A 21,015-nucleotide genomic window follows, 5' to 3' on the forward strand; every position below is an offset into this window, starting at 1 on the left:
ATGGTAAGCGCCTGAATTTATTGCGGTTCTGTTACAGGGTTATGACCGAATCAGTGGATTCCGATGAAAAAGTGGCACTTTGCTTTGAGTGCCGTGCGGTCTGCACCCGATTGCGTCCGGCCCCCTTGGCACGGTACAGCGCTTCGTCGGCCTGACTGGCCATCATCAGGCTGTCGCAGTCGTCGTGCATTTCCACCACGCCGGCGCTGAAGGTGCACCACAAGTCCTGCGGCTGCGCCGGATAGTGGATTTCGGCGAAGCGCTGGCGGATCTCATCGAGCACATTGTGTGCGGCTTCGATGTCGGTGTCGGGCATGACGATGGCAAACTCTTCACCGCCGTAACGGCCAATGAAATCGGTCTTGCGCAGGCGCTGCTTGAGAAACAGCGCCAGGCTCTTGATCACCCGGTCGCCCATCGGGTGGCCGTGGCTGTCGTTGACCCGTTTGAAGTGGTCGATGTCGAGCATGGCAAAACTCAGCGGCTTGTTCTCGCGGCGGGCGCGGAACGAGCAGTCCTCAAGCAATTGCAGGATGTGCGTGTGGTTGTACAGGCCAGTCAGGCTGTCGCGCACCATCCGCGCTTTCAGATTGCGCGCGCGGGCGGCACGGTTGCGCACCGTCGTAATCAGGTGGCGTGGCTTGATCGGCTTGGTCAGGAAGTCATCGCCGCCTTCGCTCATGGCGTCGAGCTGCTTGTCCAGATCGTCCTCGGCCGACAGATAAATGATCGGCACACTGACATAGCGGTCGTTGTGACGGATCACCTTGGCCAGTTCGGTGCCGGTGCAGGCCGGCATGTACATGTCGAGGATGATCAGGTCGGGCTGGAAGTCCGCCAGTTCCGCCATCGCCTGGATCGGCTCGATCAAGGTGCGCGTGACGATCCCGGCGCTGTTGAGCAGGCGCTCGGTGTGCAAGGCCTGGGCGCGCGAGTCATCGATGATCAGTACTTTATAGGGTTCGTACTGCGCAACGCAGGTGAGCACTTCGATTTTTTCCAGCAGGCTCGACGCTTCGAGGGTGCCGGTGAGAAATTCCTGGCCGCCGGCGCGCACGGCGGCGAGGCGGGTCGGGGTGTCGGTTTCATGCAGGCTGAAAAACAGCAGCGGCAACGGCTCGTCGAGACCGACCTGGGCTTCAGCGGCAAGTTTCAGGCCGACGCCGGGCCCGCTGAAGTCCACGTCCATGACAATCGCCGCCGGCAGGCGCTCGACCATCGATGAGCGAAACGCCGAAACGCTGTCCAGCGCCTGCGCGCTCAAACCGAAAAACTCCAGTTGTTTGGCCAGCCGTTCAGCGCGGTCATAATCTTGCAGCAGCACATAGATCGGCTTGCGCAGCGGCGGCAGAAAGGTTTGCTCGAGCTGATCGCCATGCCGCAGGCCGGTGCGCGACAGGCGCTGCATCAATCGATTGAGGTCGGTAATCAGCCCGCTGCTGAGGCGACCGCGATTGGCGTCCACCGCTTCCAGCGACTGGCTGATATGCCGCGCCAGTTGCGTGTGCTCAGGCTGTTCGAAACGCTCGGCAAAACGCAGCAGGCGCAGGTTGGCCTCGCTCAGTTCGGCGAGGTCGACGGTTGACCATTCGCTGCGCTGCAGGCGCTGCCATATCTCGAGAATCTGACGCGCCTGATGAATTACCCGCTGGGCAAAGTGGTGCTTGAGACGCTCACGGCTGGGGTCTTCTGGCTCGGTCATATCCTGACTACTAGTTAGGCTGCATGCTGAGATCGACTGGTGGCTCTATGCTAGCACCTCTTTTCCCTTAGACGAGTGTCGTACGTCAATAATCTGATGTGCGACACCATTCAGTTTCTGACCGGTTGGTTTCGTGCCCGGCCTGCCGGGCGCATGCTGCGCCGTGTGCGGGCGTCGTCGATGTTGACCCAGAGCGCTTTCCAGCGGTGGTGCTCGCCTTGTGCGTCGTACAAGGGTGAGCTATGGACTCAGGGATTCCCCTAGGGCAAGCGTCACTCGCCCGCATCATTTGCGGCTTATCGCAACCGGCCAGTGCTAGGCCTTGGCACGTTGTTGTATGGTTGTGGTCGAACCGTTGAACTCAAGTGATTGAAAGGATATCGCCATGCTGGACTGGAAAAACCGCGCGGGCAGCGCGCCTGAACGTGCCGCCGAGCCCAAGTCGGCCACCCGCAGCTACGTGAGCGGGCTGTTGTTCAGCCGCGCGCTGGCCACACTGGTCGGCCTTTATCTGCTGGTGACCATTGGCCTTGGCTGGTACTGGAGCCAGGAGCCGGCGCTGTTTCCGGTGGCGCAAAATGCCCAGGTCGCGGCCGAGAAAGAAGGCAAGCAAATGGTCGTCGGCTACACCACGGTCGAAACCCTGAAGACCGTCGCCGGCACCTTGCTCGACAAGCCGGGCGGCTACATTTCCAACGACCGTTTCCCGCCGGGCCTGTGGATGGACAATACGCCGAGCTGGGAATACGGCGTTCTGGTGCAGGTGCGTGACCTGACCCGTGCCCTGCGCAAGGATTTTGCCCGTTCGCAATCGCAGTCGGCCGAAGACGCCGATCTGGCCAAGGCCGAACCGCGTTTCAACTTCGACAATAAAAGCTGGGTGCTGCCGTCCAGCGAGTCGGAATATCAGGAAGGCATCAATTCCCTGAGCCGCTACCAGTCGCGCCTGTCCGATCCGAACCAGAAAAACGCATTGTTCTACGCGCGCGCCGACAACCTCAATAACTGGCTGGGCGATGTCGGCACCCGTCTCGGGTCGCTGTCGCAACGGCTGTCGGCCAGCGTCGGTCGGGTCAAACTCAATACCGCGCTGAAAACCGAAGTACCCGCGGTTGGCGAAGTACCGCAGGTCGACGAGGAAGTCGTCGAGACACCGTGGATGCAGATCGACAACGTGTTCTACGAAGCACGCGGTCAGGCTTGGGCGCTGTCGCACCTGCTGCGCGCGATCGAAGTCGATTTTGCCGATGTGCTGGCGAAGAAGAACGCGACGGTCAGCGTGCGTCAGATCATTCGCGAGCTGGAAGCCTCGCAGGAACCGGTATGGAGTCCTATGATTCTCAATGGCAGCGGCTTCGGCGTACTGGCCAACCACTCGCTGGTGATGGCCAACTATATTTCCCGGGCCAACGCTGCGGTGATCGATTTGCGTCAACTGCTCAATCAGGGCTGATCAATGAGCCACAACGCCAGGGAGGCAGCCCATCGCGCCGCTTCCGATGCTGAACAGATCGCCTGGGTCGACGAGCACGACAACCTGCTCGGCGCCCTGGTGCGCTCCGATTTGCGCGAGCGCGGGCTGATTGGCCGTGGCACCTACATCATGCTGTTCAATTCCGCCGGTGAGCTGTGCGTGCACCGGCGCACGTTGAGCAAGGCGATCTATCCCGGATATTGGGACGTCGCCGCGGGCGGCATGGTCCAGGCGGATGAAAGCTATGCCGAGTCGGCGGCTCGCGAGCTGGAGGAGGAGCTGGGCGTCAGCGGCGTCGAACTCACCGCTCACGATCATTTCTACTTTGAAGACACCGGCAACCGGCTCTGGTGTTCGGCGTTTTCCGCCGTCTGGGACGGACCGCTGAAACTGCAGCCGGAAGAAGTCCTCGAAGCGCGCTTCATTCCCGTCGATCAGGTCATGCAGGAAATCTTGCACAAGCCTTATTGCCCGGACTCTATGGCCGCTTTGCAGCGCTATCTCAAGGCGCAGCAAAGCAACGTCGCAAAGAACACATGAATTGGCGCCGATTGGCACTTAGCAATCGCGATTTTTGCCGTTACACTGCGCGACCTTTTCAAGCTGCGCCGAGTCGTTTTCATAAACATTCGTTGCAGTAGCGCTGCCCCTGCCTGAGTGGGGCTTCGCGGTCGCGGACCTTGCCCAGGGTCGCGATCAGTCTTTGTCCTCCCGAGAGGATTGCCGGTGGCCAAAAAAGCCGCATCCTTCGCCGCCCTGGGCGGCCTGGTATTTTCTACCGACGCAGGTCGTCATTGTCCGGAATGCAGTAAACCGGTGGATGCCTGTATCTGCAAACAAACCGTGATCCCGGCCGGTGACGGCATTGCCCGCGTGCGTCGCGAAAGCAAGGGCCGTGGCGGCAAGACGGTGACCACCATCACCGGCGTGCCCCTGGCCGAAGACGCCCTCAAAGAGTTGGCGACGACGTTGAAAAAACGTTGCGGCACCGGCGGGGCGCTGAAGGACGGCGTCATCGAAATCCAGGGTGATCATGTCGAGCTACTCCTGGCTGAGCTGATCAAGCACGGTTTCAAGGCGAAGAAGTCCGGCGGCTAGCAGCCTCTGTGAAACCCTCCGGCGGCTTGATCCGGTTCTGCAGCGTTGCAGATCCGGCATCGTCGCCATGGTTTTCACAGAGCCTGTTCATGACCGGTTTCTAAACTCCACGCAGTCAGTGCGGTCTACCGCCGCACTGACGAACCGTCATTTTCATTCTTTAGACTGCGCCGGCCTGAACGACAGGCGACGCACTCTGACTTCTTTATAGGGGACTTCGATGTCCGTACGACGCACACGTAAAGACGATGGCAGCCAATGGACAGTTGCGGACAGCCGCAGCGTTTACGGGATTCGCCATTGGGGGGCCGGGTATTTCGCGATCAATGAAGCCGGTCGCGTCGAAGTACGTCCGAACGGTCCAAGCAGCTCGCCCATCGACCTGTTCGAGCAAGTCGACCAACTGCGCAAGAGCGGTTTGTCCTTGCCGTTGCTGGTACGTTTCCCCGACATCCTGCAAGACCGTGTCCGTCAGTTGACCGGCGCTTTCGATTCGAACATCGAACGCCTGGAATACCAGAGCAAATACACCGCGCTTTACCCGATCAAGGTCAACCAGCAAGAAGCGGTGATCGAGAACATCATCGCCACCCAGAATGTCTCCATCGGTCTGGAAGCCGGCTCCAAGCCTGAGCTGCTGGCGGTGCTGGCGCTGGCGCCGAAGGGCGGCACCATCGTCTGCAACGGTTACAAGGACCGTGAGTTCATCCGCCTCGCGCTGATGGGCCAGAAACTCGGCCACAACGTATTCATCGTCATCGAGAAAGAATCCGAAGTCGGCCTGGTGATCGAAGAAGCCGCCTCGCTCAAGGTCAAGCCACAGGTTGGCTTGCGCGTGCGTCTGTCTTCGCTGGCCTCCTCGAAGTGGGCGGACACCGGTGGCGAAAAATCCAAGTTCGGTCTGTCCGCGGCGCAACTGCTGTCGGTGGTCGAGCGTTTCCGCGCCGCCGGGCTGGATCAGGGCATTCGCCTGCTGCACTTCCACATGGGCTCGCAGATCGCCAACCTGGCCGACTACCAGCACGGCTTCAAGGAAGCGATCCGTTATTACGGCGAGTTGCGCAACCTCGGTCTGCCGGTCGATCACATCGACGTCGGCGGTGGCCTGGGTGTCGATTACGACGGTACCCACTCGCGTAACGCCAGTTCGATCAACTACGACATGGACGATTACGCCGGTGTAGTGGTCGGCATGCTCAAGGAGTTCTGCGACGCGCAGAGCCTGCCGCATCCACACATCTTCTCCGAAAGCGGCCGCTCGCTGACTGCTCACCACGCCATGCTGGTGGTGCAGGTAACCGACGTCGAGAAGCACAACGACGAAATCCCGCTGATCGAGAACAAGGAAAGCCTGCCGGAAACCGTGCAGTGGCTCGTTGACCTGCTCGGCCCGACCGACATCGAAATGGTCACCGAAACCTACTGGCGCGCCACTCACTACATGAGCGACGTTGCCGCGCAGTACGCCGACGGCAAGCTGACCCTGGCGGAAAAAGCCCTGGCCGAGCAGTGCTACTTCGCCGTGTGCCGGCGCCTGCACAACTCGCTTAAAGCGCGTCAGCGTTCGCACCGTCAGGTGCTCGACGAGCTCAACGACAAACTGGCCGACAAGTACATCTGCAACTTCTCGGTGTTCCAGAGCTTGCCCGACACCTGGGCGATCGATCAGGTGCTGCCGATCATCCCGCTGCACCGTCTCGACGAGGAGCCGCTGCGCCGCGCGGTGCTGCAGGACCTGACCTGTGACTCCGACGGCAAGATCAACCAGTACGTCGATGAGCAGAGCATCGAAACCAGTCTGCCGGTGCACGCCTTGAATGAAGGCGAAGATTACCTGCTGGGCGTGTTCCTGGTCGGCGCCTATCAGGAAATTCTCGGCGACATGCACAACCTGTTCGGCGACACCGATTCGGTGAACATCTACCAGAACGCCGATGGCAGCGTGTACCACGCCGGCATCGAGACCCACGACACTATCGAAGACATGCTGCGTTACGTGCACTTGTCGCCGGAAGAGCTGATGACGCATTACCGCGACAAGTGCGCCAGTGCACGCATCAGCGCCAGCGAGCGCACGCAATTTCTCGATGCCTTGCGTCTGGGCCTGACCCGCTCCTCCTACCTGTCTTCCTGAGGCCAGGTGGCGATCTCGCCGGGTTGTCTGAAACTTTCCCGCAAGCTGCGGAAAATTCGGATGATCCGGTGGGATGTCTCCCAAAATCTGCGCGAAATGCTTGCCGGTCCCGGCCAGCAAAGTCATCCGGTCTGCTTTTCGCGTAGGTCATTTCCTAAGTTGTACTTCAGCTCTCTACTCGGCCATGGCTCTCGGCGAGAATCGCCGGCCGCCCCTCCTGTAGAGATCCGCCCATGTTCGATCCAGTCAACGAGTCGTCGTTTCGTCTCGATGTAGCGGGCCTGTCCGACCCTTTCGAAGTCCTGGCCTTCACCGGTACTGAAGCTCTCAGCGAAGCCTTCACGTTCGAGATCGATGTCTTGATCGACGATCCGCACCTGGACCTCGCCGGCCTGCTGCATCGTTCGGCTTTCCTCTGTTTCGGGCCGTCGGGGGAGGGCGTGCACGGGCAATTGCAAAGTCTTGTCCAGCATGAACATGACCCCGGCCTGCGCTTGAGCCGGGTCCGGCTGGGGCCGAAACTCGCCTGTCTGGCCCTGCGCCTGAGTCAGCGCATCTTTAGTGGCCGATCGGTGCCGCAGATCCTCGAACAAGTGCTCAGGGAACACGGCATCGTCGGCAACCAGCGCCGCTTCGAACTGCGCCGCGACTACCCGACCCGCACGTTCTGCACGCAATACCGCGAATCGGATCTGCAACTGCTGCAGCGTATGTGCGCGCAGGCGCAAATCCACTATTACTTCGAACACCAGCGCGACCGGCATTGTCTGGTGTTCACCGATGACCCGGCGCAGATGCCACTGGCCGGTGCAGCGCGGTATCAGTGTGAAGACGACGAGCAGCACGCTGCACCGGCACTGCGCCAATGGCGATTGCACAAGGCGTTGCAGTCCGGACAGTCAGGGCTGCAAACCGTGGAGCACGCCGAGGGTCATAGCGACCTGGCCGCGTTGCGCAGTGGGCATTGGCTGCGTCTGGCCGGCCATCCCTTCGCCGAATGCAATCGCCAATGGTTACTGACGCGCATTGAGCATCGCGCCGATCCTGCCCTCGAACCGCCTTATACCAACCGCGTATTCGGCGCGGTGCAGTTGCCGAGTCCAGCACTCAGTACAGCCTCGCGCGTGCGCATGCACAGCCTGCAACGGGCCTGGGTGGTGACGGTCGATGAGCCACAGCCCGATCATCAGCGACCGGTAGCCGTGCAGTTCGACTGGCTCTATCAGGGTGAAGGCGCTGCGCCGAGCCACTGTTGGCTGCCACTGGCACCCTCGCTGGCGCAGTCGTCCATGCCCGCGCTGAACGATGGCGTCGAAGTGGTGGTGAGCTTTTTCGAGGGCGACCCGGATCAACCGATGATCAGCGGTGTGCTGCAGCCATCGCTCGCCGCGGTGGAGGATGACGCTGACCCACCGCCGCTGCCTGACAGCCTGGAAAGTCATGGGCTGCTGCAACTGCTGATGAGCGCTGAGCCATTGCTGTTGCTCTGCCTGATCCCGGGAGGCGGAAGTTTCAGTCATTGTGCGCAGGCGGTGTGCAGTTGTCGGCTGGTCACGGCGCTTGAACAGAGCGGCGCAACATGACGGGCGCCCAGCCCCAGACGCAGTGGCTGTTGCTCGACAGCCTGGATGCCCCGCAGGCCTTGCCAGTGTTGCGCCAGGCGTTCAGCGCCGTCCGCCGATTCAGTCTGTTCGACGGCACCGAGTTCGAACCGGTCAGTGGGCACGGGCCGCTGCTGATCGATCTGAGCGAATGCCCGGCCCTGACCGCATTGTGTCACCGCGACCCGAATACGTGGCGCGGGCTGTTGCTCACCAGCGAGGTGTCGGCGCAACAGATGCTTGGCCATTTGCAGCGCATGCTCACCGTGTCGTTCGGCCTCAGCCACCGCGCCTTGCTCAGCTATTACAACCGGGAGACCGCGAGCTATTTCTTCGATGCCTGCGATGCTGCCGAACTGAGCCGCTGGCTTGGGCCGATCCGCCAGTTGCGCTGGTTCGGCGGCACCTGGGCCGACCGGGCGATCGGCAGCCAGGGCTGGCAACAGTTGCGCAATCCGGGGCTGGCCGTCGAGCCACTGAACATCGAAGAAAACCTGACCCGGCGCCAGCGCGAGCGCCTGCAAACCTGCTTGCTCGAACAGCACATCTGGCGCTGGAGCCAATCGCTGGGAACCGAATACGCCACCATGGCCTCCCATGTCCAGCAAGGCCTGGCGCTGGGCTTCAGCGACCGCAGCGTGCTCGATGGCTGGTTGTGGCTACGCTTGTTGCATCCGCGGGCGGCGCTGGTGCCACCGCCGGTGGGGCTGACCCAGCAACAACGGCTTGACCATGTGCGGCGCCAGTGGCGCGGTGATCAGCCCTGAGACGAGGTTCCGCGCAGATGGCAGGTTTATTCCGGCAAGGGTTTGGCGCAATGCTCGGCAGCCTGTGGCTGCTCGCGCTGTGCGCGTGTTCGCCCGTGCAAGTGCTCAATGCACTGACGCCGGACAGCAGCTACAGCAAAACCGCAGGCATCGCTTATGGCGACGATTCGCGACAGAAGCTCGATGTTTATGTGCCGCGTACGGCATTGTCGGATGCGCCAGTGGTGGTGTTTTTCTATAGTGGCAGCTGGAACAGCGGCTCACGGAGTGACTACGCTTTTGTCGGCGAAGCGCTGGCATCAAAAGGCATCGTCGCGGTGGTGGCGGATTACCGTTTGTACCCACAGGTGCGTTATCCGCTGTTTCTGCAGGACGGGGCCCGCGCCGTGGCGTGGGTTCGCACGCATATCGGTGAGTTTTCCGGTAACCCGCAAAACCTCTATCTGATGGGGCATAGCTCGGGCGCCTACAACGCGGCGATGCTCGCGCTGGACGGCGAGTGGCTGGCGGCGGTGGGCTTGGCGCCCACGGATTTGCGCGGCTGGATCGGGCTGGCCGGGCCGTATGATTTTCTGCCAATCAAGAACCCTGCCGTGCGCCCGGTGTTCTTCTGGCCGGATTCACCGCCGCAGTCGCAGCCGATCAACCACGTCAGTCGCGGTGCGCCGCCTGCGTTGCTGATTGCGGCCCGTGAAGATGATCTGGTCAACCCGACGCGCAACACCGGCGGCCTCGCCGACAAGCTGCGCGCCGCCGGTGTTCCGGCGCAGGATCTGTATTACGCGCGACCCAACCACATCACTTTGGTCGCGAGCCTGTCACGGCCGTTGCGGCGCCTGGCGCCGGTGCTCGATCAGGTGGTCGGCTTTGTCCGCCATACGCCGACTCAGTGAACGCCGCCGTTGAACCAGCCATCGTTGCGCTTGAGCCACCAGCCCTGCGTGCCGAGGGTGAGGCTGCGCAGCACCATGAACAGCAGGAAAGATATCCACAGCCCGTGATTGCCCAGACCCTGCAACGCCCAGGCGAACGGCACAAGCAGCACAACCGTGATCAGCATACCGTTGCGCATTTCCCGCGCGCGGGTCGCGCCAATGAACAGGCCGTCGAGCAAATAGCTCCACACCGCAATCAGCGGCAGCACGGCGAGGTACGGCAGGTAGATGAACGCGGTGTCGCGCACGCTCTGAATGTCGGTCTGCATCTCGATGAACAGGTGCCCGCCGAGCAGAAACAGCACGGCAAAACCGAGGCTGGCGATCAGCGACCAGCCCCCGGCGATCACCAGTGAACGCCGCAGGGCGAGCCGGTCGCGGGCGCCGATGGCGTGGCCGCACAAGGCTTCGACGGCATGGGCGAGGCCGTCGAGTGCATGAGCGGTCAGCAGCAAGCCGTTGAGCAGCAGCGCATTGGCCGCCACGGTCGCATCGCCCAGTCGCGCGCCTTGCACGGTGATCATGAAAAACACCGATTGCAGCGCCAGGCTGCGAATGAAGATGTCGCGGTTGACTGCCAGCAACGGGCGCCAGCTCTGCCAGCGTTTCAATGCGGGCCAGACGATGTGCCCCGGATACGCGCGCAGCGCCTTGCGTGTCAGCAACAGGCCGAGCAGGGCGCCGCTCCATTCAGCAATCACCGAGGCCCGCGCCGAACCGACCACACCCCAGTCCAGGCCCATGACGAACCACAGATTAAGCACGATGTTAATCAGATTGGTGGTCAGTAGAATCGTCAGCGGCGCCCGAGCATTCTGCGTGCCGAGGAACCAGCCGACCAGCGCATAACTGGCGAGCGCCGCGGGCAGGCCGAACAGCCGCGTATGGAAGAATTCGCGAGTGAGTTGCTCCAGCTCTGCCGAAGGTTGCATGAAGTGCAGCGCGACCCCGCTCAACGGCACGCCCAACGTGCCAAGCAGCAGCGCCAGGCCCATCGCCAACAGCAATCCCTGCAACAGGATCTGCCGCAACGCCGCGCCATCGCTGCGCCCGGCGGCCTGCGCGGCAAACCCGGTGGTGCCCATGCGCAGAAAGCCCATGGCCCAGGCCAGAAACGTATAAAGGCTGGCGCCCACCGCCACCGCGCCCAGTTGATGAGCGTGCGGCAAATGGCCGATGACGGTGCTGTCGACCAGCGCCACCAGCGGCACGGAAATATTGGACAAAATCATCGGCGCGGCAAGCGCCCAGACCTTGCGGTGGGTCAGGCGGTCGCGCCAGTCGGCAATCAGAGTGGACATGCAGGCTCCTTCGGGGAGCCGCATTGTAGCGATTCATGAGACCTGAAACGCGATCCCGTGTAGGAGCGAGCCTGCACGCGAAGGCGTCAGTTCAGGCGAATCATTGGTGACTGACCCACCGTTATCGCGAGCAGGCTCGCTCCTACAGGCGTTGTGCTTTCAATGAATAATCCAGCTGAGCAACCATAAGCCCAGCAACAGCCAGATGATCCCGGCAATGATCGACGCGTTCATGAACGCGCGAATGGCCGACCACAACAGCATCAAACCGACGATCAGCGCGATGATGCTGATGATCGAAGTGTCCATCCCCAGCGTGCGGGAGAGCCCCTCGACGAAGTTGCCTCCGGCGTTGCTCAGCAGGTTGAACAGGCCGCTGAGCCCATCGACGATAAAGCGGATTACCGAACCGAGCACCTGCCCGAGCCATTCGAAAAAGCTTTCTACCTGCATGTGTGCGTCCTGATGAAAGAGCTGAGCCTTGGGCCACAACGGTAGTGGCCGAGTTCCCTGCATCATAGAAGGTTTACCACAATCCTGTAGGAGTGAGCCTGCTCGCGATGGCGTCGTGTCAGGCAAATCAATTTCAATGACACGACGCCATCGCGAGCAGGCTCACTCCTACAAAGATCAAGAGCGCCGCGCTTGCCTTCAGCCGTTATCCCCCCGAAGCTATACGCCTTCAGGAGAGCCCGATGAACCTTGTTGAACTGACCGAACGCCTGCACGCCATTCGCGACCGCAATGACTGGCGACAATTTCACAGCCCGAAGAACCTGGCGATGGCCGCCAGCGTCGAGATGTCCGAGCTGGTGGAAATCTTCCAGTGGCTGACTGAAGACCAGTCGCGCCAGTTGCCCGCCGACCAGCTTGCCCACGCCGGGCAGGAAATCGGCGATATCGTCCTGTACCTGTTGTTGCTGTGCAGCGAGCTGGGGTTGGACATGAATGAAGTGGTGCGCGCCAAGCTCGCCGACAGCGAACGGCGGTTCAGTTGATGGGCGACCGGCATTTCGATCAGTTGGCGACGCGTTTCGCCGAAAAAATCTACGGCGGCGCCAAAGGCGCGATTCGCCTCGCGGTATTGCAGGCCGATCTGTCCGAAGCGCTGCCCGACCGTCCGTTGCGCGTGCTCGACATCGGTGGCGGGCTCGGCCATATGTCGCTGTGGCTGGCCGAACGCGGGCACGACGTCACGTTTACCGAACCGGCCGAGCCGATGCTCGAAGGCGCCCGCCAGCGTTTCGCCGATGCCGGGCAACGCGCCACTTTTATCCAGGCACCATGGCAAGCGCTGCCCGACCAGCTCAGCGAACCGTTCGATCTGGTGATCTGCCACGCCGTGCTCGAATGGCTTGCCGAACCTCACGCCATTCTGCCGGTGCTGCATCAACTGACCCGGCCCAGTGGCTGGCTGTCGCTGGCGTTCTACAACCGCGACGCGCTGATCTACCGCAACCTGCTCAAAGGCCATTTCAAGAAAATGCGCAAGAACGTCATGGCTGGCGAAAAGCAGAGCCTGACCCCGCAGCAGCCGCTCGATCCGCGCGAGTTGGCAACGCAACTCGACGGTCTGTGGCAGGTCGAAAGCCAAAGTGGCGTACGGGTTTTTCACGATTACATGCCGGTGGAATTCCAGGCCCGCGCCGACCTTGCGGATTTGCTCGAGATGGAGCTCGCCCACCGCCGTCATCCAAGCTTCGCCGGGCTTGGGCGATACTTGCACTGGATCTGCCGGCCGATCTGATCGGAGCGCGTCATGAAAGCTCAATCCGGGTTGTTGCTCATGTGTCTGGGGTTGGCCGCCTGTCAGGGCAGCAACCCTTACGTGGCGCAATCGCGGCCATTGCCGCCGGCACCACCGCAAGCCGCCAGCACCTTCGACCGCAGTGCCTATCCGGCGCCGCCGCGTGATTACGCGCGCTACCGCAGTTGGGCCTGGCGCAACGGCCAGCTGCCGCCGGGCACGGTGTGGGCGGACTCGGCGCAAGTCGCCGAAGCGGTCAGCAATGCTCTGGATCAGCGAGGTCTGCGCCCGTTGCGCGACAACCGCCCGGCGGATGTGCTGGTCAGCGCGAACTTGCGCATGGAAACCCGCTTGCGTCAGGTCCGCGACGACTACGGTTATTACGGTGGGTATGGCGGCTACGATCGCTACGGGCGTGGTTACGGCATGTACAACAGCGTGCCGATCGTGCGCACCTATCAAGAGCAGGTCGTGGTAGTCCAGGTCGATCTGTTCGATGCCGGAAACGGTCAGCCGGTGTGGAGTGCCAGCGCCGAAACCGCCGCCACCGGTAATCAGATCGAGCGCAGCGATGCGATTCGCGAGGCTGTGGAAAAGGCCTTGGCGGCGTATCCTCCGGGTTGACTTCGCAGCATTCGCAATTCCTGCAGGTTCATGTCTTCATCCGGAGAAAAACCATGTTCCGCCGTCTCGCTCTACTCGCCATGGCCGCATTGCTCAGCGCTTGCGCGGCTAACCAGGTCAATCACGATTTCGACGCCAGCCGCGACTTCGCCGCCTATCGCAGCTGGAGCTGGAAAGACCCCGCCCTGCAATATCGCCCTGACGATCCGCGGATCAAGAGCGACCTGACCGAGCAACGTATCCGCCAGGCGGTGGCCGATCAACTTGATCAGCGCGGTTTGCGCCCGGCGCCTGCGGGCGCCAGGGCTGATTTGAACGTGCAGACCTACTTGATCGTCGAGGACCGCCAACAACAAGTGACGACCAACTATGGCGGCGGTTGGGGTGGTCCGTGGAACGGCTACTGGGGCGCGCCGATGTACAACGAAACGCGCAACATCACCTACAAGGTGGCGACCGTCCAGGTCGATCTGCTCGACGGCAAGGACGGCAAACTGGTGTGGCGCGGCAGCGACGAGCAGATGCTCGCCAGCCGGCCGAACCCGGAAGACCGCAGCAGTGCAATTCGCGAAACGGTGACGCGGATTCTGAGCAACTATCCGCCGCGTTGACCCAAGATCGACATTCCCAATGTGGGAGCCAGCCTGCTGGCGATGACGGCGGCACATCCTGCAGCGATGTGCCAGACCCACCGCCATCACCAGCAGGCTGGCTCCCACAATGTTTCAGGGCGCAGCGCAAAGTGCACAGCCCCCAGCCCCGTCTACACTCACCAGCACCCACAGGAGGTCACGGCAAAGGAGTGCGCCATGTCGCCTCGTTCGCGATTCAACGGCCCGGCCCGGCAACGCGGGGCGATCGGGTTGATGGCGGCGGCCACGCTCAGCCTGGCGGTGGTCATGCTGTTGCTGGTGGTCGACAGCGGCCGCTTGTATATGGAGCAACGCAAGTTGCAGCGCGTGGTCGACAACGCTGCGCTTGAAGCGGTCAGCCGTGGCGGCACTTGCCTGCCGGGCCTGAGCGCGGCCAATTACGCCGGGCAAAGCGCGCTGCGCAATGGCTACATCGTCGACGCCAGCAACACCCTCGCCACCACCTGCGGCACCCTGCTCACGACAGCGACCGGGCTGCGCACCTTCAGCGTGGATGCCACGCAAGCGGTCGCGGTGAAAGTCGCCGCCAGTCGCACCGTCACCAGCAGTTTTGCCGGTGGCGTGCAGGCGTTGTTCAGCGCCAACCCGGTCAGCCTCAATACCACGCTGAATGCCTCGGCAGTGGCCGCCAAGCCGCAGCCGACCGTGGCCCAGCTGAATATCCGCAGTAACCTGGCAACGATCGACACGGCGCAATCGAACATTCTCAACCCGCTGTTTTCCGGCCTGTTGGGCGGTAACGTCAACCTCACTGCGCTGGGCTGGGAAGGCTTGCTCAACACCGATATCAACCTGCTGAAATACCTCGATCAGTTGGCGATCAATCTCAACGTCACCGCCGGTGATTACACGCAATTACTCAATACCCAAACCAGCGTCACGCAACTGATTCAGGCGGCGGCGACGGTGGTGCAACTCGGCGGCGCGACTGCCCAGGTGACTACCGCACTGGGCCAGTTACAGGTGGCGGCGATCAACGCGGCACCGATCAGACTCGGCGACATCCTGCAATTGCAGACCGGCACTACGGCGGCGGGGCTGGACGCGAATCTGCAACTGCTGCAACTGGTTCAAGGCGTGGTGCAACTGGCCAATAGCAAGAGCGCGGTGGCGGCGACGTTGCCGGTCAGCGTGCTGGGGCTGGCGAATGTCACGGTGCGGGTCAAGGTGATCGAGCCGCCGCAGCTTTCCGCGATTGGCGATCCGGCACGCGCCAGGCTCAATCCGCTGGGAGCTGACAGGATTTATGTGCGCACGGCGCAGGTGCGTACGATGCTTTCGGTGAATCTTCCGGTGCTCTCCGGTGTGACTGGACTGACCAATGCGGTGCTGGGACTCGTTGGCGGATTGACCCCGACACTCAACGCGCTGCTGAGTCTGAATCTGGTTGGCACGCTTAATTCAGCGCTGTGCCTGCTGGGTGCGGGTTGTGAGCAACTTGATCCACTATTGCTGCCATCGCCACGGATCGATATCAGCCTCGACGCCGGCGGCGCGAAAAGTTATGTAACTGATTACAGCTGCCCGACTGGCACCAGCGGCACCAAGAGCCTGACCGCGCATACCGTCACCTCGCTGGCCGACCTCAAGCTCGGCAAGATCGACCCGATCAACGCTTTTTCTTCCGCCGCCCAGCCGACCGTCGCGCCCTTGCCATTGATCGACCTGGGCATCGTCACCTGCCACAAGATCCTCTTGCTCGGCACCTGTAATCCCGCCACTCACGTTCCATTTGGGGCAGGGGGCATCGGCATCAAGCTCGACACCAGCGTCGCGCAGAACTCGCAAGACCTGGTGTTCTCCAGCACCACGCCGTTCGCCGCGCCGGCCAACCTGAAAATGCCGCCGAGCGTGCTGCCCGCCGTGCCGACCAGCAATCTCGTCGGCAGCCTGTCGAATACGCTGGCGGGGATCAATCTGATTGTCTACAAACCAGTGGGCAGCAACCCGCTGGGTGCGATCATTACCGGCGTCGCTTCGTTGATCAGCGATGTCACCAACCGTTTGTTGCCAGTCGTGACCAGCACCATCAGCCCATTGCTCGATCCCTTGCTCAACAACCTGCTCAAAGGCCTGGGCATCAACCTGATGGACGTCAAGGTCGGCGCCAACATGACCTGCGGCCAGACCGGCAAGGCCTATCTGGTGATCTAGGCGTCGCTGGCAATCGGCAATTCGATGCAGAACCGCGCGCCCTCCACCGAGTTGCGCACGCTCAAGCGGCCACCCATGTTGTCGATGATGCCGTAGCTCACCGAGAGCCCCAGGCCGGTGCCGACGCCGATTGGCTTGGTGGTGAAAAACGGCTCGAAAATACGCTCGAGCAAACGCGCATCGATGCCGCCGCCGTTGTCCTCGACCCACAGCCGCACATGCTGCTCATCGCGTTCGACATACACCGAGATCCATGGCTTGAACGCTGATTCCTTCTCGCGCTTGCTGAGCAATGCGTCACGCGCGTTGACCATCAGGTTGATCAGCACTTGCTCCAGTTGATCGACGTAGCCGCGCACCTGAACCTCGAACGTGGTCTCGCTGATGCGCAGGTCCACGCCTTTGCCACGCATGCCTTCGGCCAGTAGCGATAACGTACCTTCGATGGCGTAAGCGGGGTTGAACAGTTGTTGCTCGATTTCCGAGCGCCGGCCAAACACGCGCATGTGATCGACCACTTTCGCCGCGCGCTGCACTTGCGCGTCGATGCGGTTGAGCTTGTCGGTCAGGTAGTCGATCTGCACGTCACCGTTGCCCAGACGTTTTAGTACGTTGACGATGGCCATGCGCATCACGTTCAGCGGCTGGTTGATTTCATGGGCCAGGCCGGTGGCCATTTCGCCGAGGGTGGCCATTTTCGCGCTTTGCGTGAGTTGTTGCTGCGAGCGGCGCAACTCGGTGTTGTCGCGGCCCACCGCTTGCACCTCGATCAAGCGACCCTGTGCGTCGAACACGCCGCGATCGGACCACACCCACCAGGCGTGTTCGCGGCCGGGCAGTTGCAGGCTGATCTCAGCGGTGCTTACCGGTTGCTCCGGGGTCAGCGCGGCGAGACGTTGAACGAACGCGCTGCGCTGCTCGTCGGACATCCAGCTGCCGAGATCGACTCCCGGGAGTGCCTGCGGCGCGCATTCCAGATACGTCGCCAACGGGCGGTTGCCGAAGGTCAGAATCAAGTCAGGGCGATAGCGACAGATCATCGCCGGCGAATCCTCGACCAGAATCCGGTAGCGCTCTTCGCTGTTTTTTACCTGCTCGGCGGCCAGCGTCGCCTCGGTGACGTCCAGCCACAACCCCACCGCTTCGACCGGCAGGCCAAGGTCGTCGCGCAGCAATCTGGCTTCGTCGAGCAGCCAGTGATAACTGCCGTGACGGTCCCGCAGGCGATAACGCCCACGCACCGACCCTTCGCGCAGCAACTGACGCGTGCGCTGAAAATACAGGTCGCGATCGTCAGGATGGATCATCTCGATCAGCGCGCCATCGCTGCAATCGGCCAGGCTCCAGCCGAGCAACGGTTGCAGGCTGGCGCTGAAAAACGTCGGGATCAGTGCGCCTTCGCTGTACTGCTGAACGTAAATCACCGCGGGCGAACTGGCGATCAGGTTGTCCAGCCGTGCGTGTGCGGCGGCGGCGCGTTGCTGCTGGTTCTGGATGTCGCTGATGTCGAGCATGAACCCGACCACCCGCCGATGGGTGCCGTTACCGATGGCCTGGCCTTGCACCCGATACCACGCCGCGGGCTGCGCAGGCTCGCGGCCGGCCAGGCGCACCGACAGCGTCAGGGTCTCGCCGTGCTGCTGCAAGGCGTGCAGGCGGCTGCGCAACTCGTCGCGGTCGGCGGGATGGATCTGCGCCAGCCAGTCTTCAAGGGCTGGTTCGCCAGTGTCCAGCTGCAGCGCGGCGGCCAGCGTGGGGGCCAGTTGCACGCGCTGGCGCTCGGCGTAAATTTCCCACCAGCCGCTGCCCAGCAGGCTTTGCAAGGCTTCGACGCGCTCCAGTTGCAGCTGATGCTGGTGTTCGCGCAGACGCCCCAGCAACGGGCCGGCGAGGGCGCCGAGCAGCGCCGTCCAGTCGCGTTCGTTCAGGTACGGCGCGGCTGTCTCGACAGGGTAAAAAGCGCAAAGCAGCCAGGCGACCACGCCACGTTCATCGCTGTACGGCACGGCGAAACCTTCGGCATTGCCGAACAGCGCCTGCACCCGCGAGTGCTCATCGAAACCCGGCTGCCCGCCGATCCGCTGCGGCGTCGCGCCGCTCAGGCTGTCTAGCGGCGTGCCGAGATGCTGGCCGTCGTCCCAGAGGTTCGGCGCATCGTGAGCGCGATACTGTCGATAAACCTGCCAGCCCTCTTCATCGTCATCGAGCAAGGCCAGCGCGACACAAGGGATGTGCCAACGCTGCGCGATCACTTGCAGTTGTTCGACGACGACCTCCGGCAAACGCGTCTGGCTGCAGGCACGCACCTGCTCGCTGATTCGCGCGGCAATCGATTGGCACGCGTCGCGCTGACGCGCTTGCTGGCGTTCAAGCAACAAGTCGCCGATATCGATCAATTGCAGCAGCCAGCCTTGGCCCAGCGGCTGCACCCAGCCGCGCAGGTGCAAGGTCTGCTCGCCGAGGCCGGAGAAGTCGAGATCGAGCAACAGGCCTTGCCACTCCCTGGGGCGGCCTTCGATAGCCAGCGTGCTTTGCGCTTGCACGTAAGTGCTCAGCGGCAAGGGCTTGTCGTGGGGTTTGTGCTGCGCCAGCAGATGCCGCAGCGGCCCGGCCATTTGCACCACGCCACCGTCGTCGTTCAGGTAAAGATGCAAACCACTGGCGGGCGAGCCGAGCCGGTCGGGCAATTCGTGGGCGGCGAATGTGGTGCGTTTGAGCAAGCGCCCGAAGAGCTTGTCGCCCGAGGTCAAAATTGCAGGCTCGAGGTAGCGGTCAGATGACTGGGCAGACTGGGGACCGGGCCGATGCCCGGCACCAGCAGAAACGGCATGACCTGATTGAGCTTGCTGACGGGGTAACTCACTTGCACTGTCAACAGACCGGTCCCGCTGTATTGGGCGCTGGTATCAACGCCAACCACCAGATTGAAGACCGGCGGAATCCACGACAATTGCTGGGTCAGCGTCGCGTTCGCGGTATTGATCACCACGGTTGAATAGTTGGGCGTGTTCGGATCGACCGCAACACTGCGGCGTACCGCTTCGGCCGTGGCCTGATTGAACGACTGCATCATCACCAGCGGCAGGCTGTAGCTGACCAGACCGTAAAACACCGCAAAAAAGATGATGAACACCAGAGCGAACTCAATCGCCACCGCACCTGTTTGCGACTTCCGGAAGGCGTATTTCATGAGTGCGTCTACCCTGACTGTCACTGCGTAGTATCAGCATAGAATCATTCAGCAAAAACGGACGGCTTTTAGCGGATGCACAGTTTTATCCTGTTGCTTTGGCTGGTGTTGTGCGCTGCGCAAGATGCGCGTCAGCGGCGCATTGCCAACGTGCTCACTTTGGGGGCTGCTGCGCTGGCGCTGGTTTATCTGCTGGTGACCGGCAACACTTGGCTGGGCGCGGAAGCCGGGCAGGGTGGCTGGGCGGTTCTGATAGCGCTGGGGCTGACTTTGCCAGGCTTTTTCATGGGGCGCATGGGCGCTGGCGATGTGAAATTAATGACAGCTCTCAGCCTTGCGACGAACGGTCTGTTTATTCTTTGGGTGTTTATCGGCGCTGGGATCGCCAGTGTGATGTGGATGCTGCTGGCGCCAAGACTCTGGCTTCATATGAGTCAAGGGCTTAGAGAGCGTTTGCGCTATCTGGCGCCAGACAAGTCAAAAAAGCTGCCATTTGCACCGTTTGTGCTGGCCGGGGCGATGTCTGTGCTGCTCTGGATTCATTGATCGCCAAGCGCCACTAGTCCTATGTACATAGTCGGAAAGTAGGTCTACTTTCAACTGGAACGGGTTATACCGCTAAACGCTGGCAGTACAGGAATGGTCAGCTTTGGCCCAGGGCAATGGAGTGGCACGTGAACAAGCTTACGTCTGCGGTGAAAATCCTTGTGGTCGACGATCAGCCGTTGGTGGTCGAGGAACTGTGCGAATTTCTGGAAAGCAGCGGTTACCGCTGTGTGCCGTGCCAATCCAGTCTGCAAGCGATCAACCGCTTCAGCGACGACGCCGAGATAGGCCTGGTGCTGAGCGATCTGCACATGCCGGACATGGATGGCATTCAGCTGATTCAAGAGTTGCAGCGGCTGGCTGGCAAGCATCGGGTGTTCGAGGCGATCATGCTCACCGGGCGTGCCGACAAGCAGGATGTGATCAAGGCGTTGCGTGCCGGGATTGCCGATTACTATCAAAAGCCGATCAATCTGGATGAGTTGCTTGAGGGCGTGCAGCGTCAGGAAGCGGCGCTGCAGGAGCGTCAGAAGAATCTGCATCTGGGGCATCTGAATCAGAAATTGCAGTTCTTGTCGGAGTCGATCGACGATCTTTATCAGGATCTGGACAAGGTGCGGCGCAGTCCGGCTACGGTTCGCGATGTGTTGGGCGGGGAGCCTGACGGGGGTGAGGCCCAGGAGACGCCGGCGCTGTTCAGTCAGTTGTCGCCACGCCAGCTCGATGTGGCGCGGTTGGTGGGCAAGGGGCAGACCAATTATCAGATTGCCTGTGAGTTGGGGATTACCGAGAACACGGTGAAACTGTATGTGTCGCAGGTGTTGCGGTTGACGCATATGCATAATCGTACGCAGTTGGCGTTGGCCTTGGCGCCCAGTGGTTCTGCGTTGCGGCAGCGGGTTACGGCGCATTGACCTTGGCGGCCTCAGGGCCGACCAGGCTTTGGTTGTTTTTGGGTGTATATCCGTTGCTTCGGGTGTTGCTTCTGGCGGTTCCGCTCTTACAGCGGGTCACCTTTTTCAAACGCCAAAAAGGTAACCCAAAACGCTTGCTCCTACGTACGGCCCTCGCAAGCTCGGGTCCCTTCGC

At 61.8% G+C, this 21,015-nt stretch carries 20 protein-coding genes; 14 read left to right on the plus strand and 6 right to left on the minus strand.

All coding sequences use genetic code 11. The annotated features are described in order from the left end of the window. Positions 1 to 31: 31 nt before the first annotated feature. Complete coding sequence (gene gcbA / locus ACYYKW_RS13120) at positions 32 to 1,702, minus strand: diguanylate cyclase GcbA (protein WP_093105129.1); 1,671 nt, start codon at positions 1,700 to 1,702, stop codon at positions 32 to 34. Positions 1,703 to 2,087: 385 nt separating this feature from the next. Here gcbA and ACYYKW_RS13125 point away from each other — a divergent pair, with 385 nt between their 5' ends. From ACYYKW_RS13125 to ACYYKW_RS13155, 7 genes are all read left to right on the plus strand, one after another. Continuing rightward, positions 2,088 to 3,155, plus strand: a complete 1,068-nt coding sequence (locus ACYYKW_RS13125) for a DUF2333 family protein (protein ID WP_090281066.1) — start codon at positions 2,088 to 2,090, stop codon at positions 3,153 to 3,155. 3 nt (positions 3,156 to 3,158) lie between these two features. Next, complete coding sequence (locus ACYYKW_RS13130; protein WP_464990312.1) at positions 3,159 to 3,716, plus strand: NUDIX hydrolase; 558 nt, start codon at positions 3,159 to 3,161, stop codon at positions 3,714 to 3,716. Between the two features lie 186 nt (positions 3,717 to 3,902). Further along, positions 3,903 to 4,274, plus strand: a complete 372-nt coding sequence (locus ACYYKW_RS13135) for a translation initiation factor Sui1 (protein ID WP_041068080.1) — start codon at positions 3,903 to 3,905, stop codon at positions 4,272 to 4,274. A gap of 220 nt (positions 4,275 to 4,494) precedes the next feature. Continuing rightward, positions 4,495 to 6,408: an arginine decarboxylase gene (gene speA / locus ACYYKW_RS13140; RefSeq protein ID WP_090281072.1), complete on the plus strand. Its 1,914-nt coding sequence runs from the start codon at positions 4,495 to 4,497 to the stop codon at positions 6,406 to 6,408. Between the two features lie 233 nt (positions 6,409 to 6,641). Then, positions 6,642 to 7,991 (plus strand): type VI secretion system Vgr family protein, encoded by a 1,350-nt coding sequence (locus ACYYKW_RS13145; protein ID WP_093105123.1) that lies wholly within the window; start codon positions 6,642 to 6,644, stop codon positions 7,989 to 7,991. Next, the gene (locus ACYYKW_RS13150) at positions 7,988 to 8,776 is read left to right on the plus strand and encodes a DUF4123 domain-containing protein (RefSeq protein ID WP_464990313.1); all 789 of its coding nucleotides are present in this window, start codon (positions 7,988 to 7,990) and stop codon (positions 8,774 to 8,776) included. Before ACYYKW_RS13145 ends, ACYYKW_RS13150 begins: the two co-directional genes overlap by 4 nt. 17 nt (positions 8,777 to 8,793) lie before the next feature. Continuing rightward, positions 8,794 to 9,669, plus strand: a complete 876-nt coding sequence (locus ACYYKW_RS13155; protein ID WP_464990314.1) for an alpha/beta hydrolase — start codon at positions 8,794 to 8,796, stop codon at positions 9,667 to 9,669. Here the strand turns inward: ACYYKW_RS13155 and ACYYKW_RS13160 are convergent. Continuing rightward, a complete protein-coding gene (locus ACYYKW_RS13160) occupies positions 9,663 to 11,012 on the minus strand; it encodes an MATE family efflux transporter (protein WP_464990315.1) in 1,350 nt (449 codons plus the stop codon). The genes ACYYKW_RS13155 and ACYYKW_RS13160 overlap by 7 nt on opposite strands. Positions 11,013 to 11,171: 159 nt before the next feature. After that, on the minus strand, positions 11,172 to 11,465 hold the full coding sequence (locus ACYYKW_RS13165) for a hypothetical protein (RefSeq protein ID WP_093105111.1): 294 nt from the start codon (positions 11,463 to 11,465) through the stop codon (positions 11,172 to 11,174). 242 nt (positions 11,466 to 11,707) lie between these two features. Here ACYYKW_RS13165 and ACYYKW_RS13170 point away from each other — a divergent pair, with 242 nt between their 5' ends. From ACYYKW_RS13170 to ACYYKW_RS13190, 5 genes are all read left to right on the plus strand, one after another. Continuing rightward, entirely contained in the window at positions 11,708 to 12,010 is a 303-nt protein-coding gene (locus tag ACYYKW_RS13170) for a MazG-like family protein (protein WP_093105108.1), read from the plus strand. Then, positions 12,010 to 12,759, plus strand: a complete 750-nt coding sequence (locus ACYYKW_RS13175) for a methyltransferase (RefSeq protein WP_464990316.1) — start codon at positions 12,010 to 12,012, stop codon at positions 12,757 to 12,759. The genes ACYYKW_RS13170 and ACYYKW_RS13175 overlap by 1 nt, the downstream gene beginning before the upstream one ends. A gap of 12 nt (positions 12,760 to 12,771) precedes the next feature. Continuing rightward, positions 12,772 to 13,383 carry a DUF4136 domain-containing protein gene (locus tag ACYYKW_RS13180; protein WP_093105105.1) on the plus strand — a complete coding sequence of 204 codons (612 nt, stop codon included), beginning with the start codon at positions 12,772 to 12,774 and terminating at the stop codon, positions 13,381 to 13,383. A gap of 53 nt (positions 13,384 to 13,436) precedes the next feature. Further along, positions 13,437 to 13,994: a DUF4136 domain-containing protein gene (locus ACYYKW_RS13185; RefSeq protein ID WP_464990317.1), complete on the plus strand. Its 558-nt coding sequence runs from the start codon at positions 13,437 to 13,439 to the stop codon at positions 13,992 to 13,994. A gap of 198 nt (positions 13,995 to 14,192) precedes the next feature. After that, positions 14,193 to 16,190 carry a pilus assembly protein TadG-related protein gene (locus tag ACYYKW_RS13190; protein ID WP_464990318.1) on the plus strand — a complete coding sequence of 666 codons (1,998 nt, stop codon included), beginning with the start codon at positions 14,193 to 14,195 and terminating at the stop codon, positions 16,188 to 16,190. Here ACYYKW_RS13190 and ACYYKW_RS13195 read toward each other — a convergent pair. Together ACYYKW_RS13195 and ACYYKW_RS13200 are read right to left on the minus strand one after the other, a co-directional pair. Continuing rightward, positions 16,187 to 18,940: a PAS domain-containing sensor histidine kinase gene (locus ACYYKW_RS13195; RefSeq protein WP_464990319.1), complete on the minus strand. Its 2,754-nt coding sequence runs from the start codon at positions 18,938 to 18,940 to the stop codon at positions 16,187 to 16,189. The two genes, ACYYKW_RS13190 and ACYYKW_RS13195, sit on opposite strands and share 4 nt — an antisense overlap. After that, a complete protein-coding gene (locus tag ACYYKW_RS13200) occupies positions 18,937 to 19,380 on the minus strand; it encodes a TadE/TadG family type IV pilus assembly protein (RefSeq protein WP_093105093.1) in 444 nt (147 codons plus the stop codon). Before ACYYKW_RS13200 ends, ACYYKW_RS13195 begins: the two co-directional genes overlap by 4 nt. 75 nt (positions 19,381 to 19,455) lie before the next feature. Between ACYYKW_RS13200 and ACYYKW_RS13205 the strand changes: the two genes are divergently transcribed. Both ACYYKW_RS13205 and ACYYKW_RS13210 read left to right on the plus strand, forming a co-directional pair. Continuing rightward, entirely contained in the window at positions 19,456 to 19,926 is a 471-nt protein-coding gene (locus tag ACYYKW_RS13205; protein WP_464990320.1) for a prepilin peptidase, read from the plus strand. 128 nt (positions 19,927 to 20,054) lie between these two features. Beyond that, a complete protein-coding gene (locus tag ACYYKW_RS13210; protein ID WP_464990321.1) occupies positions 20,055 to 20,840 on the plus strand; it encodes a response regulator in 786 nt (261 codons plus the stop codon). Here the strand turns inward: ACYYKW_RS13210 and ACYYKW_RS13215 are convergent. Continuing rightward, on the minus strand, positions 20,827 to 21,015 hold a 189-nt coding region (locus ACYYKW_RS13215), incomplete at its 5' end, for a hypothetical protein (RefSeq protein ID WP_464990322.1). The two genes, ACYYKW_RS13210 and ACYYKW_RS13215, sit on opposite strands and share 14 nt — an antisense overlap.

The organism is Pseudomonas sp. 15C (assembly GCF_055484735.1).